General features: G+C 71.2%; 15 protein-coding genes. 9 read left to right on the top strand and 6 right to left on the bottom strand.

The features are described from left to right. Positions 1-95 precede the first annotated feature (95 nt). From AMK24_RS14915 to AMK24_RS14880, 8 genes are all read left to right on the top strand, one after another. Positions 96-1,307, top strand: coding sequence for a phosphoglycerate kinase (locus tag AMK24_RS14915; protein WP_073769160.1), 1,212 nt, complete (start codon positions 96-98; stop codon positions 1,305-1,307). Between the two features lie 6 nt (positions 1,308-1,313). Continuing rightward, entirely contained in the window at positions 1,314-2,090 is a 777-nt protein-coding gene (tpiA, locus tag AMK24_RS14910) for a triose-phosphate isomerase (RefSeq protein ID WP_073769158.1), read from the top strand. Positions 2,091-2,205: 115 nt separating this feature from the next. Then, positions 2,206-2,442 (top strand): preprotein translocase subunit SecG, encoded by a 237-nt coding sequence (gene secG / locus AMK24_RS14905; protein ID WP_030118084.1) that lies wholly within the window; start codon positions 2,206-2,208, stop codon positions 2,440-2,442. Positions 2,443-2,551: 109 nt separating this feature from the next. Next, positions 2,552-2,887 carry an RNA polymerase-binding protein RbpA gene (locus AMK24_RS14900; RefSeq protein WP_073217477.1) on the top strand — a complete coding sequence of 112 codons (336 nt, stop codon included), beginning with the start codon at positions 2,552-2,554 and terminating at the stop codon, positions 2,885-2,887. Positions 2,888-3,239: 352 nt separating this feature from the next. After that, a complete protein-coding gene (gene pgi / locus AMK24_RS14895; protein ID WP_073769156.1) occupies positions 3,240-4,898 on the top strand; it encodes a glucose-6-phosphate isomerase in 1,659 nt (552 codons plus the stop codon). Positions 4,899-4,902: 4 nt separating this feature from the next. Beyond that, positions 4,903-5,409, top strand: coding sequence for a PH domain-containing protein (locus tag AMK24_RS14890; RefSeq protein WP_073769154.1), 507 nt, complete (start codon positions 4,903-4,905; stop codon positions 5,407-5,409). After that, positions 5,406-6,926: a PH domain-containing protein gene (locus tag AMK24_RS14885; protein ID WP_073769152.1), complete on the top strand. Its 1,521-nt coding sequence runs from the start codon at positions 5,406-5,408 to the stop codon at positions 6,924-6,926. The genes AMK24_RS14890 and AMK24_RS14885 overlap by 4 nt, the downstream gene beginning before the upstream one ends. A 57-nt stretch (positions 6,927-6,983) precedes the next feature. Continuing rightward, on the top strand, positions 6,984-7,823 hold the full coding sequence (locus tag AMK24_RS14880) for a poly-gamma-glutamate hydrolase family protein (protein ID WP_073769150.1): 840 nt from the start codon (positions 6,984-6,986) through the stop codon (positions 7,821-7,823). A 21-nt stretch (positions 7,824-7,844) separates the two neighbouring features. Here the strand turns inward: AMK24_RS14880 and AMK24_RS14875 are convergent, their stop codons facing one another. The 6 genes from AMK24_RS14875 to tkt form a co-directional block, all read right to left on the bottom strand. After that, entirely contained in the window at positions 7,845-8,207 is a 363-nt protein-coding gene (locus AMK24_RS14875; protein WP_073769148.1) for a VOC family protein, read from the bottom strand. 81 nt (positions 8,208-8,288) lie between these two features. Continuing rightward, on the bottom strand, positions 8,289-9,071 hold the full coding sequence (gene pgl, locus AMK24_RS14870; protein WP_073769146.1) for a 6-phosphogluconolactonase: 783 nt from the start codon (positions 9,069-9,071) through the stop codon (positions 8,289-8,291). After that, positions 9,068-10,108 carry a glucose-6-phosphate dehydrogenase assembly protein OpcA gene (gene opcA / locus AMK24_RS14865; RefSeq protein ID WP_073769144.1) on the bottom strand — a complete coding sequence of 347 codons (1,041 nt, stop codon included), beginning with the start codon at positions 10,106-10,108 and terminating at the stop codon, positions 9,068-9,070. The genes pgl and opcA overlap by 4 nt, the downstream gene beginning before the upstream one ends. Next, positions 10,105-11,637 (bottom strand): glucose-6-phosphate dehydrogenase, encoded by a 1,533-nt coding sequence (gene zwf, locus AMK24_RS14860; protein ID WP_073769142.1) that lies wholly within the window; start codon positions 11,635-11,637, stop codon positions 10,105-10,107. The genes opcA and zwf overlap by 4 nt, the downstream gene beginning before the upstream one ends. Positions 11,638-11,642: 5 nt before the next feature. Then, positions 11,643-12,761 carry a transaldolase gene (gene tal / locus AMK24_RS14855; RefSeq protein WP_073769140.1) on the bottom strand — a complete coding sequence of 373 codons (1,119 nt, stop codon included), beginning with the start codon at positions 12,759-12,761 and terminating at the stop codon, positions 11,643-11,645. A gap of 34 nt (positions 12,762-12,795) precedes the next feature. Beyond that, on the bottom strand, positions 12,796-14,898 hold the full coding sequence (tkt, locus tag AMK24_RS14850; protein WP_073769138.1) for a transketolase: 2,103 nt from the start codon (positions 14,896-14,898) through the stop codon (positions 12,796-12,798). Positions 14,899-15,182: 284 nt separating this feature from the next. Here tkt and AMK24_RS14845 point away from each other — a divergent pair, with 284 nt between their 5' ends. Beyond that, complete coding sequence (locus tag AMK24_RS14845) at positions 15,183-16,136, top strand: heme o synthase (protein ID WP_073769136.1); 954 nt, start codon at positions 15,183-15,185, stop codon at positions 16,134-16,136. Positions 16,137-16,160: the final 24 nt, after the last annotated feature.

The raw sequence follows: 16,160 nt of genomic DNA, 5'->3' as shown, positions 1-16,160 counted from the left end.
CACGATGTGAGTAAGGGGCTCGACCGGCGCAACGACGCGCCGGTCGAGCCTCTTAGCATGTTCATCCGTCCTTGCAAGGAGTAACGGAAGACCAGATGAAGACGATCGACGAACTTCTCGCCGAAGGGGTCGCGGGCAAGCGGGTATTCGTCCGCGCCGACCTCAATGTGCCGTTGGACGGCACCAGGATCACCGACGACGGCCGTATCCGCGCCGTCGTCCCGACGGTCGCCAAGCTCGCCGAGGCCGGCGCGCGCGTCGTCGTCGCCTCCCACCTCGGTCGCCCCAAGGGCGCCCCGGACCCGGCCTTCTCGCTGGCGCCCGCCGCCACCCGGCTGGGCGAACTCCTCGGCGCCGACGTCGCCTTCGCCACCGACACGGTCGGCGAGTCCGCCCGCGCCACGGTCGCCGGACTCGCGGACGGCCAGGTCGCGGTCGTCGAGAACCTCCGCTTCAACCCCGGCGAGACGTCCAAGGACGACGCCGAGCGCGGCGCCTTCGCCGACCGGCTGGCCGAGCTGGCCGACGTCTACGTGGGCGACGGCTTCGGCGCGGTGCACCGCAAGCACGCCTCGGTCTACGACCTCCCGGCCCGGCTCCCGCACTACGCGGGCTACCTGATCGCCACCGAGGTCGGCGTCCTCAAGAAGCTCACCACCGACGTCGAGCGCCCCTACGCCGTCGTGCTCGGCGGCGCCAAGGTCTCCGACAAGCTCGGCGTGATCGACCATCTGCTGGAGCGGGCCGACCGCATCCTCATCGGCGGCGGCATGGCGTACACCTTCCTCAAGGCCCAGGGGCACGAGGTCGGCAGCTCGCTGCTCCAGGAGGACCAGATCCCGGCCGTCCAGGAGTACCTGCGGCGCGCCGAGGAGAAGGGCGTGGAGTTCGTCCTCCCCGTCGACGTCGTGGTCGCCCCCTCCTTCCCCGACCTCAAGACCAAGGCCCCGGCCCATCCCACCACCGTCGCCGCCGACGCCATGCCGGCCGGCCAGATGGGGCTGGACAACGGACCCGAGACCAACAAGCTCTACGCATCGAAGCTCGCCGACGCGGCCACCGTCTTCTGGAACGGCCCGATGGGCGTCTTCGAGCACCCCGACTTCGCCGAGGGCACCCGCGCGGTCGCCCAGGCGCTCGTCGACTCCCCGGGCTTCAGCGTCGTCGGCGGCGGCGACTCCGCCGCGGCCGTCCGCATCCTGGGCTTCGACGAGAATGCTTTCGGACACATTTCGACCGGTGGCGGCGCGAGCCTCGAATACCTCGAGGGCAAGACGCTTCCCGGGCTCGCCGCACTGGAGGACTGACCTTTCATGACCACCCGCACCCCGCTGATGGCGGGCAACTGGAAGATGAACCTCAACCACCTCGAGGCCATCGCCCACGTCCAGAAGCTCGCCTTCGCGCTGACCGAGAAGGACTACGAGGACGTCGAGGTCGCCGTCCTCCCGCCCTTCACCGACCTGCGCTCCGTACAGACCCTGGTCGACGGCGACAAGCTGAGGATCAAGTACGGCGCCCAGGACGTCTCCGCGCACGAGTCCGGCGCCTACACCGGTGAGATCTCCGGCTCCATGCTCGCCAAGCTGCGCTGCGCCTATGTGGCCGTCGGCCACAGCGAGCGCCGCCAGTACCACGGCGAGACCGACGAGATCTGCAACGCCAAGGTGAAGGCCGCCTACCAGCACGGTCTGACCCCGATCCTCTGCGTCGGCGAGGGCCTGGACGTCCGCAAGGCCGGGAACCAGGTCGCGTACACCCTCGCGCAGCTCGACGGCGGACTGAAGGACGTCCCGGCCGAGCACGCCGAGACGATCGTCATCGCCTACGAACCGGTCTGGGCCATCGGGACCGGCGAGGTCGCCACCCCCGAGGACGCCCAGGAGGTCTGCGGCGCGATCCGCCGCCGGCTGGCCGAGCTGTACTCGCAGGAGCTGGCCGACGCCGTCCGCATCCAGTACGGCGGCTCGGTGAAGTCCGGCAACGTCGCGGCCATCATGGCGCAGCCCGACGTGGACGGGGCCCTGGTCGGCGGCGCGGCGCTGGACGCCGACGAGTTCGTCAAGATCGTCCGCTTCCGCGACCAGTGAGTATGCGGTAGCGCGGATCCGTCGTACCCTTGCGGGGGCCGAAGGGGCCCATGCCCTTCGGCCCCCGGTGTACGTACACCCAGTAGTCAAGAATTCCGGAAAGTAGGGACCAGCCGTGGTTTTGGCGTTCCAGATCGCTCTGATCGTCTTCAGCCTGCTGCTGATGCTGCTGGTGCTCATGCACAAGGGCAAGGGCGGCGGCCTCTCCGACATGTTCGGCGGCGGAATGCAGTCCTCCGTGGGCGGCTCCTCGGTCGCCGAGCGCAACCTCGACCGGATCACCGTCGTGGTCGGCCTGATCTGGTTCGCGTGCATCGTGGTCCTCGGCCTGCTCATCAAGCTGGACGGCTGAGGCGACGCCGGCGCATCCGGTGAGCGTGTAACTCCTTTCACTGGACGCGCGTTGGGCCTTACGTAGACTGGGGCATCGCTCGAGCACCATCACGCAGGGAGTTACGACCGTGGCAAGTGGCAACGCGATCCGGGGAAGCCGGGTCGGAGCGGGGCCGATGGGGGAGGCCGAGCGGGGCGAGTCCGCGCCGCGTCTCCGCATCTCCTTCTGGTGCTCGAACGGGCACGAGACGCAGCCGAGCTTCGCCCATGACGCGCAGGTGCCGGACACCTGGGACTGCCCTCGCTGCGGCTTCCCGGCCGGACAGGACAAGGACAGCCCGCCCGACCCGCCCCGCACCGAGCCGTACAAGACGCACCTGGCGTACGTACGGGAGCGGCGCAGCGACGAGGACGGCGAGGCGATCCTCGCCGAGGCCCTCGCCAAGCTCCGCGGCGAGATCTAGGGCGGGTTTCGAGAGTCCGGCCTGCTCGGCGACGCCCGGCACGCACGCTCGCCGCGTTGTCGGGGCCATCCCGATACCACCAGTATCGGGATGGCCCTCCGCCTTGCGGTCGCACGCACCGGACGCCGCCGGGCCCGCCCTCCGGGCGGACGACGCTCCTTTCGCAACACGCCCCAGCGTCCCCGTCCCACGGATCACCAGCTTCTCACCGGCCGGACACCCCACGGGTGTCCGGCCGTGTCGTCTTCCCGCGCCACCGGCCCGCCGCCTCCGCCGCCCGCCGCCCCGATCAATTAGGTTGGAAGGGCGGCGGGGATGCCGAGCAACGAGAAGAAACGGGCTGATATCCGGGATGAACGCAGCAAGCCGAACCAAGCTCAACCAGACGCCCGAGTGGACGGCTCTCGCCAAGCACCGTGAGGAGCTCGGCGCGCCCCAGCTGCGCGAGCTGTTCGCGCGGCAGCCGGACCGGGGCACCGCCTACTCCCTGCGGGTCGGCGACCTCCACCTCGACTACTCCAAGCACCTGGTCACCGACGAGACGCTGCGCCTGCTGCGCGACCTCGCCGCCGCCACCGGGGTCGCGGAGCTGCGGGACGCCATGTTCCGCGGCGAGAAGATCAACACCACCGAGGACCGGGCGGTCCTGCACACCGCGCTCCGCGCCCCGCGCGACGCCGTCGTCGAGGTCGACGGCGAGAACGTCGTCCCGGCCGTGCACGCCGTCCTGGACAAGATGGCCGCCTTCGCCGACAAGGTCCGCTCCGGGCAGTGGACCGGCCACACCGGCAAGCCGGTCAAGAACATCGTCAACATCGGCATCGGCGGCTCCGACCTCGGCCCCGCCATGGCGTACGAGGTGCTGCGCTCCTTCACCGACCGCAACCTCACCCTCCGCTTCGTCTCCAACGTCGACGGCGCCGACCTCCACGAGGCCGTCCGCGACCTCGACCCGGCCGAGACGCTGTTCGTCATCGCCTCGAAGACGTTCACGACGATCGAGACCATCACCAACGCCACCTCCGCCCGGGACTGGCTGCTGACCGAGCTGAGGGCCGGTCAGGACGCCGTCGCCCGCCACTTCGTGGCCCTGTCGACCAACGCCGAGAAGGTCGAGGAGTTCGGCATCGACACGGCCAACATGTTCGAGTTCTGGGACTGGGTCGGCGGACGCTACAGCTACGACTCCGCGATCGGCCTCTCGCTGATGGTCGCCATCGGCCCGGCGCGCTTCCGCGAGATGCTCGACGGCTTCCACCTCGTCGACGAGCACTTCCGCACCGCCCCCGCCGAGGAGAACGCCCCGCTCCTGATGGGCCTCCTCGGCGTCTGGTACGGCAACTTCTTCGACGCCCAGTCGCACGCGGTGCTGCCGTACAGCCACTACCTGTCCAAGTTCACCGCCTACCTCCAGCAGCTCGACATGGAGTCCAACGGCAAGTCCGTCGACCGCGAGGGCGACCCGGTGGAGTGGCAGACCGGCCCGGTCGTCTGGGGCACCCCCGGCACCAACGGGCAGCACGCGTACTACCAGTTGATCCACCAGGGCACCAAGCTGGTCCCGGCGGACTTCATCGGCTTCGCCGCACCCGTCCACGACCTGCTGCCCGGCCTGATCGCCCAGCACGACCTGCTCATGGCCAACTTCTTCGCGCAGACCCAGGCCCTCGCCTTCGGCAAGACGCCCGATGAGGTCCGTGCGGAAGGCGTGCCCGAGGAGCTGGTCCCGCACAAGACGTTCCGGGGCGACCACCCCACGACGACGATCCTCGCCGACAAGCTGACCCCCTCGGTCCTCGGCCAGCTCATCGCGCTGTACGAGCACAAGGTGTTCGTCCAGGGCGCGATCTGGAACATCGACTCCTTCGACCAGTGGGGCGTCGAACTCGGCAAGGTCCTCGCCAAGAGGATCGAACCGCTGCTGACCGGTGACGGGGGCGCGGACGCGGGACAGCTCGACAGCTCCACCGCCGCCCTGGTCGACGCCTACCGCACACTGCGGGGGCGCTGACCCGATGACCCGGGGGGAGGGGGCGGCGGTACGGCTGCGGCCACCGCGCAACACGCTGGACGAACGAGCCGTCGGCTGGTGGCGGACCCAGTGGCTGCTGCTGACGGCCGCGCCGGTCGTGCCGCTCGCGGTGCTGGGCACGCTGATCGGGCCGGCCCGCTTCTGGCTGCTGCTGCCCGCCGCGGTCCTGGCCGCGGCGGGCACGGCGGCCGCCGTCCTCCTCCCCCTGTGGTGGTTCCGCACGCACCGCTGGGAGGTCACCGAGGACGCGGTGTACGTCCGCACCGGGTTCTTCCGCCAGGAGTGGCGGATCGCCCCCATGTCCCGGATCCAGACCGTGGACACCGTACGGGGCCCGTTGGAGCAGCTCTTCCGGCTGGCCACGGTCACCGTCACCACCGCCTCCGCCAAGGGCGCGGTGCGGATCGCGGGGCTGGACCACGAGGTCGCCGCCGAACTCGCCCGGCGGCTCACCCGCATCACCCGCGAGACCCCCGGCGACGCCACATGAGCACCGCCGCCCCGCCCGCCGACTGGCGCCGCCTCGACCCCCGTACGGTCCTGGTCACCGCTCTCGTCGTGGCCGGGGTCGTCGCGGGCGCGGCCGTCCCCACGACGCTCGGCCTCGCCACCCGGATCGGCCTCCCGGCCGCCGTGCTCTGGGTGCTCGCCGCCGCCCTCCTGGCCATCGGGGCCGCGGCGGGCGCCGACCGGGTCCGCTGGCACCGCACCCGCTACCGGATCGGCGCCGAGCGCGTCGACCTCCACACCGGCCTCCTGACCGTCAAGCGCCGCTCGCTGGCCCGCGGACGCATCCGCACGGTCGACCTCACCGCCAACCTGCTGTTGCGCCTCCTCGGCCTGGTCACGGTCAGGATCGGCACCGGTGAACAGGGCTCCGACTCCACCCTCGAACTGGACCCCGTCTCCCGCGCCGAGGGCGAACGGCTGCGCCTCCTCCTCCTGGAGCGCGCCGTCACCGCACCGCACGAGGGAGCCCACCGCGAGGGCGAACTGGCCGTCCTCGACCCCCGCTGGATCCGCTACGCCCCGGTCTCCTTCGTCGCTCCCATGCTCGGCGGGGCCGCCGCCGGGACCGTGCTGCAGGTCAGCGACTGGGTCGGGGCCCAGGGCGAGGTCATCGAGTGGATCGGCGGCCTCCTGCGGGAGGTCCCGCTGCTCTGGACGATCCTCGTCCTGGCCCTCGCCGCCCTGGTCGCCGGCGTCGTCGGAGCGCTCGGCCTCTGGATCGAGATGTGGTGGAACTACCGCCTGGAGCGCGAGCCGGGCGGCACGCTGCGGGTGCGGCGAGGCCTGTTCACCTCCCGGTCCCTCTCCGTCGAGGAGGCCCGGCTGCGCGGCGTCGACCTGGTCGAACCGCTGGGCGTACGGCTGTTCGGCGCGGCCCGCCTGGACGCCATCACCACCGGCCTCGCCAAGGACCACGAGGCCCGGAACGCCGACCACCACACCCTGATCCCCGTCGTCCCCCGGGCCCGCGCCGACTCCGCCGCCGCCGACGTCCTGCGCGAGGCGGTCGCCCCGACGGGTGCGGCGCTCACCCCCCATCCTCCCGCCGCCCGGGGACGCCGACTGCGCCGGTCGCTCGCCGCGGCCCTCGGCCCGGTCCTGCTCCTGGCCCTCCTCGGGGCGCTGCTCACCCCCGTGCTGCTGTGGATCGCGCTCTGCTGCGCGGTGGTGGCCCTCCCCGTGGCGGCGGCGCTCGCCCTGGACGCGTACCGGGGGATCGGGCACGGGCTCGCGGGCCGCTACCTGGTCACCCGCTCCGGCACGGTCCGCCGCTCGACGGCCGCGCTGGAGCGGACCGGGGTGATCGGCTGGACGATCGGGCAGTCGGTGTTCCAGCGCCGGGCCGGACTGCTGGACGTCACGGCCACCACGGCCGCCGGGGGAGGCGCGTACACGGTGTACGACGCCGACGAGGCCGAGGGCCTCGCCTTCGCGGCCGAGGCCGTACCGGGCCTGCTGGAACCGTTCCTGGAGCGCGCGGAGACCTCCGGGCCGTGACGGACGGCACAGGAGATCCCCTGGGCAGCCGGTTCCGGAACGGCGACGATATCGATCATGAACCCCACCAGCCGCCGTACCGTCCTCACCGCCTTCGCTACCGCGGCCGTCAGCGGTCCCCTGCTGGGCTCGCTCACCGCGACCGACGCCCACGCCACAGGCGACCTGGACGTCTACGCCTCCAACACCGACCTCTACAAGAAGCTCGCCGGCCAGGAGGGCGTCGAATTCGCCCGCCGCTACCGCAGACACGAGTACACCGACCACTCTCTCCCGCAGAGGTTCCCCTACAACCGGACCACCGTCATGGCCCTGCACGGCGGCGGCATCGAGGTCGGCACCTCCGAGCTCTGCCTCGCCATCGCCGGCTACCACCCGGCCACCCTCGCCCCGCTGACGGACGGCCACGGGGTGTTCGACTACTGGATGTTCGAGGGGCTGCGGGCCTCCGGCAACAGGGACCTGCACGTCACCGCGAAGAACTGCGACGACCACGTCGCCCTCTCCATGGCGGCGAGCAGCCTCAACGTCCTGAGCCTGCACGGCTGTACGGCGGCCCAGGCGGGCACCGTTCCCCGGGCGGTGGTCGTCGGGGGGCTGAACATCCGCTTCAGGACCCTGCTCAAGGCCGAGTTCGACGCGGCCGGCATCGCCTGGCGCGACGGGGACGAGACGCCCGACCTGGCCGGGGTCAACCCTGCCAACCCGGTCAACCGCACCATGCTGGCCAAGGGCGGCCAACTGGAGCTCACCACGGAGCTGCGCGCCGCCATGTTCACCCTCAACACCCGTGCGGGCCGGGCCGGCAGCACCACTCCGGTCTTCGACCGCTTCGTCGGCGCCTGCCGGGCCGCGATCACGAAGCTGGAGCAGGGAACGGACCAGGTCGTCCTCTGACCCCGGCCCGCCGGGCCGTCCTCAGCCGCCGTGCGCCGTGTCGATGACGCAGAAGCGGTTGCCCTCGGGGTCGGCGAGCACCACGAAGTCCGGGTCCGGCGGGTACAGGTCCCACGCGACCCTTGTCGCACCGAGCCCGATCAGCCGCTCGACCTCGGCCTCCTGGGTGTCGGAGTAGAGGTCGAGGTGGACGCGGGGGACCTCCTGCACCGGAGAGGTGGAGCGCCCCAACGCCACGCCCACGCCGGCCCCTTCGACCGGGACCAGCACCACCCAGTCGTCCGTCCCCGGCTCGCGCTCGGTGTACGTGAGCGCCGCCTTCCAGAAGGCGGCGGCCCGCGCCACGTCGGCCGCACCCATCACCACGGTTCCGATATGCACCATGGGGCGAGCCTTTCACGTCAGGACGCGCGTGAGGCCCGGACCGCCGGGAAAGGCGGGCCGGGCCTCACGAGGCGTCAGCGCTCAGGCGGGCGCCGGGGGGTGGAGCGCGCGCGGCAGCCGCGAGGCCGCCGCCGCGTCCAGCAGCCACAGGGTACGGCTGCGCCCGTACGCGCCCGCCGCCGGAGCCTGGATCTCCCCGGCCCCGGACAGCGCGATCGCCGCCGCCTCCGCCTTGTCCTCGCCCGCCGCCAGCAGCCACACCTCACGGGCCGCGCGGATCGCGGGCAGGGTGAGCGAGACGCGGACCGGCGGCGGCTTGGGGGCTCCGCGCACACCGACGACGGCGCGCTCGGTCTCCCGCACCGCGGGCGACTCCGGGAAGAGCGAGGCCACATGCGTGTCCGGCCCGACGCCCAGCATCAGCACGTCGAACACGGGCACCGGGCCGTGGTCCTCGAGAGCCGCCGCCGCGGCCAGCTCGGCGGCGTAACCGGCCGCCGCGACGTCCACGTCGTCGCCGTAGGGGCCGTCGGACGCGGGCATCGCGTGCACCCGGGCGGGGTCCAGCTCCACCGCGTCGAGCAGCGCCTCACGGGCCTGGGTGGCATTGCGCTCCGGGTCGCCCTCGGGCAGGAACCGCTCGTCGCCCCACCACAGGTCCAGGCGCGCCCAGTCGATCGCGTCCCGGGCGGGCGCGGCGGCGAGCGCGGCCAGCAGACCGTTGCCGTTGCGCCCGCCGGTCAGCACCACCGAGGCGTGGCCCCGGGACGCCTGGGCGTCCACGACCTTCGTGATCAGCCGGGCCGCCGCGGCCCGAGCCATCAGCTCCTTGTCGCGGTGGACGACCAGTTGGGGCGGGGTCACTTCGACGCCGCCTTCTTGGCCGGGGCCTTCTTCGCGGCCGGGGCCTTGGCGTCGGCGGCCTTGTCCGCCTTCTCCACCGGCCCCTCGACCGGCGTGGCCTTGACCTCGCCGCCCGCATGCAACCGGTCCACGCCGAACTTCACCGCCGAGGCGTAGGTGTTGTCCGGGTCGAGCCGGCGCAGCTCCTCCGCCAGCAGTTCGGCGGTCTCACGGCGCTTGAGCGCCACCGCGCGGTCCGGCTGGTTCTGCATGGAGAGCGTGGCCAGCGAGCCGTCCGGCCGGTCCAGGACGATGACGCCGTTCTTCGTCTCCATCCGGACCGCCGTCAGACCGGGGCCCTCGGAGAGCGTGCGCTCCACCGGCACGCCGAGCCGGTCGGCGAGCCACATGGCGAGCAGCTCGCAGCTCGGGTTGTCGCTCTCGCCCTCGACGGTCGCGGCGATGACCTCGGCCGGCTGCTGGTCCAGCGCGGCGGCCAGCATCGAGCGCCACGGGGTGATCCGGGTCCAGGCCAGATCCGTGTCGCCGGGGCTGTACGTCGCGGCCCGCACCGCCAGCTCGTCGAGCGGACGCTCGGCCGAGTAGGTGTCGGTGATCCGGCGCTGGGCCAGCGCCCCGAGCGGGTCCTTCGCCGGGTCCGCGGGGGCGCCCTCGGGCCACCACACCACGACCGGGGCGTCCGGCAGCAGCAGCGGCAGGACCACCGACTGGGCGTGGTTGGCCAGCTCCCCGTGGAGCCGCAGCACCACGGTCTCCCCGGTGCCCGCGTCGGAACCGACCCGGACCTCGGCGTCGAGCCGGGCGTCCCGGCGGGCGCGCGGCGAGCGGCTGACCCGCTTGATCACCGCGATGATCCGCGAAGGGTGCTCGCGGGAGGCGTCGCCGGCCGACTTGAGCGCGTCGTACGCGTTCTCCTCGTCGGTGACGACGACCAGCGTGAGCACCATGCCGATGGCGGGGGTGCCGATCGCCCGGCGGGCCGAGACCAGTGCCTGGTTGATCTTGCTGGACGTGGTTTCCGTGAGATCGATCTTCATGGCCGCCTCCAGCTCCGTCCGTCACGTGCGAGCATCTCGTCGGCCTCGGCCGGGCCCCAGGTGCCCGCCGGGTACTTCGCCGGCTTGCCGTGCTTGGCCCAGTACTCCTCGATCGGGTCGAGGATGGTCCAGGAGAGTTCGACCTCCTGGTGGCGCGGGAAGAGGTTGGCGTCGCCGAGCAGGACGTCCAGGAGGAGCCGCTCGTACGCCTCGGGGCTGGACTCCGTGAACGACTCGCCGTACGCGAAGTCCATCGTGACGTCCCGGACCTCCATCGAGGTGCCGGGCACCTTGGAGCCGAAGCGCACGGTGATGCCCTCGTCCGGCTGGACCCGGATGACCAGGGCGTTGCCGCCCAGCTCCTCGGTCGCGCTCGACTCGAAGGGCAGGTACGGCGCGCGCTTGAAGACGACCGCGATCTCCGTGACCCGGCGGCCGAGCCGCTTGCCGGTGCGGAGGTAGAACGGCACGCCCGCCCAGCGGCGGTTGTTGATCGTCAGCTTGATCGCCGCGTAGGTGTCGGTCGTCGACTTGGGGTCGATGCCGTCCTCCTCGCAGTAGCCGAGGACCTCCTGGCCGCCCTGCCAGGCGTGCTCGTACTGGGCGCGTACGGTGTGCAGCCCCAGGTCCTCGGGCAGCTCGACGGCGGTGAGCACCTTGAGCTTCTCCGCGACCAGGGCCTTCGGGTGGAAGGAGCCGGGCTCCTCCATCGCGGTCAGCGCCAGCAGCTGGAGCAGGTGGTTCTGGATGACGTCGCGGGCGGCGCCGATGCCGTCGTAGTAGCCGGCCCGGCCCCCGATGCCGATGTCCTCGGCCATCGTGATCTGTACGTGGTCGACGTAGGACCGGTTCCAGATCGGCTCGAACATCGTGTTGGCGAACCGCAGCGCCAGGATGTTCTGGACCGTCTCCTTGCCCAGGTAGTGGTCGATCCGGAAGACCTCGTTGGGCGGGAAGACGTCGTGCACGAGCTGGTTGAGCTCCTGCGCGCTGGCCAGGTCGTGGCCGAAGGGCTTCTCGATGACGGCACGCCGCCAGGAGCCCTCCTTCTGGTCCGCCAGGCCGTGCTTCTTGAGCTGCTGGACGACCTTGGGGAAGAACTTCGGCGGCACGGACAGGTAGAAGGCGTAGTTGCCTCCGGTGCCCTGCGCCTGGTCCAGCTCCTGGATGGTGTCCTTGAGCGTCTCGAACGCCTCGTCGTCGTCGAAGTTGCCCTGGACGAAGCGCATCCCCTGGATGAGCTGCTGCCAGACCTCCTCGCGGAACGGCGTGCGGGCGTGCTCCTTGACGGCGTCGTGGACGACCTGGGCGAAGTCCTCGTCCTCCCAGTCGCGGCGCGCGAAACCGATGAGCGAGAAGCCCGGCGGCAGCAGGCCGCGATTGGCCAGGTCGTAGACGGCAGGCATCAGCTTTTTACGGGACAAATCGCCCGTGACGCCAAAGATGACCAGGCCCGACGGCCCCGCGATGCGCGGGAGCCGTCGGTCCTGTGCGTCACGGAGCGGGTTGGCTCCGGGAACAGCAGACAAAGTGGTCAGCCCTCCGAGGGGGCGAGGCGCGAAAGCTCCGCCTCGGTCGACTTGAGCAGGTCGTTCCAGGACGCCTCGAACTTCTCGACGCCCTCGTCCTCCAGCAGCTTCACGACCTCGTCGTACGAGACGCCGAGCTTCTTGATGGCGTCGAGGTCGGCGCGTGCCCGGTCGTAACCGCCGGCGACGGTGTTGCCGGTGATCTCGCCGTGGTCGGCCACCGCTTCCAGCGTCGCCTCCGGCATGGTGTTGACCGTGTTCGGCGCCACCAGGTCGACGACGTACAGGGTGTCCTTCAGCGCGGGGTCCTTGACGCCGGTCGAGGCCCACAGCGGACGCTGCTTGTTGGCCTGCGCCTTGTCCAGGGCCGCCCAGCGGTCGGAGGAGAAGACCTCCTCGTACGCCTCGTAGGCCAGGCGGGCGTTGGCCAGGGCGGACTTGCCCTTGGCGGCCTTCGCCTCGTCGGAGCCGATCGCGTCGAGGCGCTTGTCGATCTCGGTGTCCACACGGGACACGAAGAACGAGGCCACCGAGTGGATCTTGGAGAGGTCCAGGCCCGCGGCCTTCGCCTTCTCCAGCCCCGCCAGGTAGGCGTCCATGACCGCGCGGTAGCGCTCCAGCGAGAAGATCAGCGTCACGTTGACGCTGATGCCCCGGCCGATCGTCTCGGTGATGGCCGGGAGGCCCGCCTCGGTCGCCGGGATCTTGATGAGCGTGTTCGGCCGGTCGACCAGCCAGGCCAGCTGCTTGGCCTCGGCGACGGTGGCCGTGGTGTCGTGGGCCAGGCGCGGGTCCACCTCGATGGAGACCCGGCCGTCCTGGCCGTCGGTGGCGTCGAAGACCGGGCGCAGGATGTCGGCGGCGTCGCGGACGTCCGCCGTCGTGATCATGCGCAGGGCTTCCTCGACGGTGACCTTGCGGGCGGCGAGGTCGGTGAGCTGCTGCTCGTAACCGTCGCCCGAGGAGATCGCCTTCTGGAAGATCGACGGGTTGGTGGTGACGCCGACGACGTGGCTCTGGTCGATCAGCTCGGCCAGGTTGCCGGACGTGATCCGCTTGCGCGACAGGTCGTCGAGCCAGATCGCCACGCCCTCGTCGGAGAGGCGCTTGAGTGCGTCTGTCATGAGTTGCATCTCCTACTAGTGGTGTCCACCTGCGTCAGCGCGCGGCGGCTTCGAGGGATTCCCGCGCGGCGGCGGCCACGTGCTCGGGCGTGAAGCCGAACTCGCGGAACAGGACCTTGGCGTCCGCCGAGGCCCCGAAGTGCTCCAGCGAGACGATCCGGCCCGCGTCGCCCACGTACCGGTACCAGGTGAGGCCGATGCCGGCCTCGACGGCGACCCGCGCCTTCACCGAGGGCGGCAGGACGCTGTCCTTGTATCCCTGATCCTGCTCCTCGAACCATTCCAGGGACGGCATCGAGACCACGCGGGTCGGCACACCGTCCGCCTGGAGCTGCTCGCGCGCCTGGACGGCGAGGTGCACCTCGGAGCCGGTCGCGATGAGCAGTACCTGCGGCTCCGCGCTCTCCCCGGCGGGGCCCTCGGCCTCGAACAGGACGTACCCGCCCTTGGCCGCGTCCTCGTTCGCCTCGTACGTCGGCACGCCCTGGCGGGTCAGCGCCAGACCGTGCGGGGCGCCCTTGCCGAACACCTTGGTGTAGCGGCGCAGGATCTCGCGCCAGGCGACGGCGGTCTCGTTGGCGTCGGCCGGGCGCACGATGTTCAGGCCGGGGATGGCGCGCAGCGAGGCCAGGTGCTCGACCGGCTGGTGGGTGGGGCCGTCCTCGCCCAGGCCGATCGAGTCGTGCGTCCACACGTAGGTCACCGGCAGGTGCATGAGGGCGGAGAGCCGCACCGCGTTGCGCATGTAGTCGGAGAACACCAGGAAGGTGCCGCCGTAGATCCGGGTGTTGCCGTGCAGCGCGATGCCGTTCATGGCGGCGGCCATGGCGTGCTCGCGGATGCCGAAGTGGATCGTGCGGCCGTACGGGTCGGCCTCCGGCAGCGGGTTGCCCGCCGGGAGGAACGAGGACGTCTTGTCGATCGTCGTGTTGTTCGAGCCGGCGAGGTCGGCGGAGCCGCCCCACAGCTCGGGCACGATCTCGCCGAGCGCCTGGAGCACCTTGCCGGAGGCGGCGCGGGTGGCCAGGGACTTGCCGGGCTCGAAGACGGGGAGCTTCTCCTCCCAGCCCTCGGGCAGCTCGCCCGCGGCGATCCGGTCGAAGGAGGCGGCGCGCTCGGGGTTGGCGGTGCGCCACGCGGCGAACGCCTTGTCCCACTCCGCGCGGGCCTCACGGCCGCGGTCCAGGGCCTGACGGGTGTGGCCGATGACCTCGTCGGAGACCTCGAAGGTCCGCTCCGGGTCGAAGCCGAGGACCCGCTTGGTCGCCGCGACCTCGTCGTCGCCGAGCGCCGAGCCGTGCGCGGCCTCGGTGTTCTGCGCGTTCGGGGCGGGCCAGGCGATGATCGAGCGGGCCGCGATGAAGGAGGGGCGCTCGGTCTCGGCCTTGGCCGCCTGCAGCGCCGCGTACAGACCCGCCGGGTCCAGGTCGCCGTTGGGCAGCTGGTCGACACGCTGGACGTGCCAGCCGTACGCCTCGTACCGCTTGAGGGTGTCCTCGGAGACCGCGGTCTCCGTGTCGCCCTCGATGGAGATGTGGTTGTCGTCCCAGAGCAGCACCAGGTTGCCCAGCTTCTGGTGGCCGGCCAGCGAGGACGCCTCGGCCGAGATGCCCTCCTGGAGGCAGCCGTCACCCGCGACGACCCACACCATGTGGTCGAAGGGGGAGGCGCCGGGGGCCGCGTCGGGGTCGAAGAGACCGCGCTCGTAGCGGGCGGCCATCGCCATGCCCACCGCGTTGGCGACGCCCTGGCCCAGCGGGCCGGTCGTGGTCTCGACACCCGTGGTGTGGCCGTACTCCGGGTGGCCCGGGGTCTTGGAGCCCCAGGTGCGGAAGGCCTTGAGGTCGTCCAGCTCCAGGCCGTAGCCGGCCAGGTAGAGCTGCATGTACAGGGTCAGGCTGGAGTGCCCGGCGGAGAGGACGAACCGGTCGCGACCGGTCCACTCGGCGTCCGCGGGATCGTGCCGCATCACCTTCTGGAAGAGGGTGTAGGCGGCAGGCGCGAGGCTCATCGCCGTGCCCGGGTGGCCGTTTCCGACTTTCTGTACGGCGTCCGCGGCGAGAACGCGGGCGGTGTCCACGGCCCGCTGGTCCACATCGGTCCACTGGAGGTCTGCGGTGGTCGGCTTGATGCTCACCCTGAGTCAGGGCTCCTCTCCACTGTCGTAAACCGGTGACGGTTGCCGCACCGGGCGCTGTCGAGCCTACCCCCGTTGACAGGCACGCTTTCCGTGCACTTTCCAGGGTGTGGGCGGTGCGTGGAGTTCGCCTCCCGGCGGAAAGCGTCCGGGACGCGCTGTCACCCCCAACACGACCCCACCCCCGCGAAGGAGGGCGTACCCCCAACGTCTAGAGTGGACGAGTTCGCGCAAGTCTTCACGGGCCTCCTCGGCCGGAGCTTGCTGGGATTTCTCTGTCAGGGGTGTGCGTGACGGCCGTCGAGTCCCGACCCGCAGGGGTCGCCTTGACTCCCAGCCCGGGGGGCCACCGCCCGTTCGGGGCCCGCGTCAAGGCGTTCGTGGCGCTTACCAAGCCACGGATCATCGAGCTGTTGCTCATCACCACCGTTCCGGTGATGTTCCTCGCTGCCCAGGGTGTACCCGACCTGTGGCTCGTTCTCACTACCACCATCGGGGGATACCTCTCCGCGGGCGGCGCGAACGCGCTCAACATGTACATCGACCGCGACATCGACGCGCTGATGGACCGCACGTCCCAGCGCCCGCTGGTCACGGGCATGGTCAGCCCCCGTGAATGCCTGGCCTTCGGCATCGCCCTCGCGGTGGTCTCCACGCTCTGGTTCGGACTGCTCGTCAACTGGCTGTCGGCCGCGCTCGCCCTCGGCGCGCTGCTGTTCTACGTGGTCGTCTACACGATGCTGCTGAAGCGCCGCACCTCCCAGAACATCGTCTGGGGCGGCATCGCGGGCTGCATGCCGGTCCTCATCGGCTGGTCGGCGGTGACGAACACGGTCTCCTGGGCCGCGGTCATCCTTTTTGCCGTCATCTTCTTCTGGACGCCGCCGCACTACTGGCCGCTGTCGATGAAGGTCAAGGACGACTACGCGCGGGTCGGCGTCCCGATGCTCCCGGTCATCGCCTCCAACCGGGTGGTCGCCAAGCAGATCGTCCTCTACAGCTGGGTGATGGTCGCGGTCTCGCTGCTGCTCACTCCGCTGGGCTACACCGGCTGGTTCTACACCGCGGTGGCGCTGCTCTCCGGCGGCGCCTGGCTCTGGGAGGCCCACGGGCTGCAGAACCGGGCCAAGGCCGGGGTGACCGGGGCCAAGCTCAAGGAGATGCGGCTCTTCCACTGGTCCATCACCTACGTCTCCCTGCTCTTCCTCGCCGTCGCGGTGGACCCCTTCCTCCGCTGACGACGCCTCCGCTTCCGGCGACGG

The sequence above is a fragment of the Streptomyces sp. CB02366 genome (assembly GCF_001905905.1).
GTDB lineage: Bacteria > Actinomycetota > Actinomycetes > Streptomycetales > Streptomycetaceae > Streptomyces.
This window is presented reverse-complemented; position numbering and strand designations above follow the sequence as displayed.

What these genes read in the sequence shown, in the direction of transcription:
- AMK24_RS14915 (WP_073769160.1), top strand. Translation starts at nt 96, where the DNA reads ATGAAGACGATCGACGAACTTCTCGCCGAAGGGGTCGCGGGCAAGCGG.
- tpiA (WP_073769158.1), top strand. Translation starts at nt 1,314, where the DNA reads ATGACCACCCGCACCCCGCTGATGGCGGGCAACTGGAAGATGAACCTC.
- pgi (WP_073769156.1), top strand. Translation starts at nt 3,240, where the DNA reads ATGAACGCAGCAAGCCGAACCAAGCTCAACCAGACGCCCGAGTGGACG.
- AMK24_RS14890 (WP_073769154.1), top strand. Translation starts at nt 4,903, where the DNA reads ATGACCCGGGGGGAGGGGGCGGCGGTACGGCTGCGGCCACCGCGCAAC.
- AMK24_RS14885 (WP_073769152.1), top strand. Translation starts at nt 5,406, where the DNA reads ATGAGCACCGCCGCCCCGCCCGCCGACTGGCGCCGCCTCGACCCCCGT.
- AMK24_RS14880 (WP_073769150.1), top strand. Translation starts at nt 6,984, where the DNA reads ATGAACCCCACCAGCCGCCGTACCGTCCTCACCGCCTTCGCTACCGCG.
- AMK24_RS14875 (WP_073769148.1), bottom strand. Translation starts at nt 8,207, where the DNA reads ATGGTGCATATCGGAACCGTGGTGATGGGTGCGGCCGACGTGGCGCGG.
- opcA (WP_073769144.1), bottom strand. Translation starts at nt 10,108, where the DNA reads ATGAAGATCGATCTCACGGAAACCACGTCCAGCAAGATCAACCAGGCA.
- tal (WP_073769140.1), bottom strand. Translation starts at nt 12,761, where the DNA reads ATGACAGACGCACTCAAGCGCCTCTCCGACGAGGGCGTGGCGATCTGG.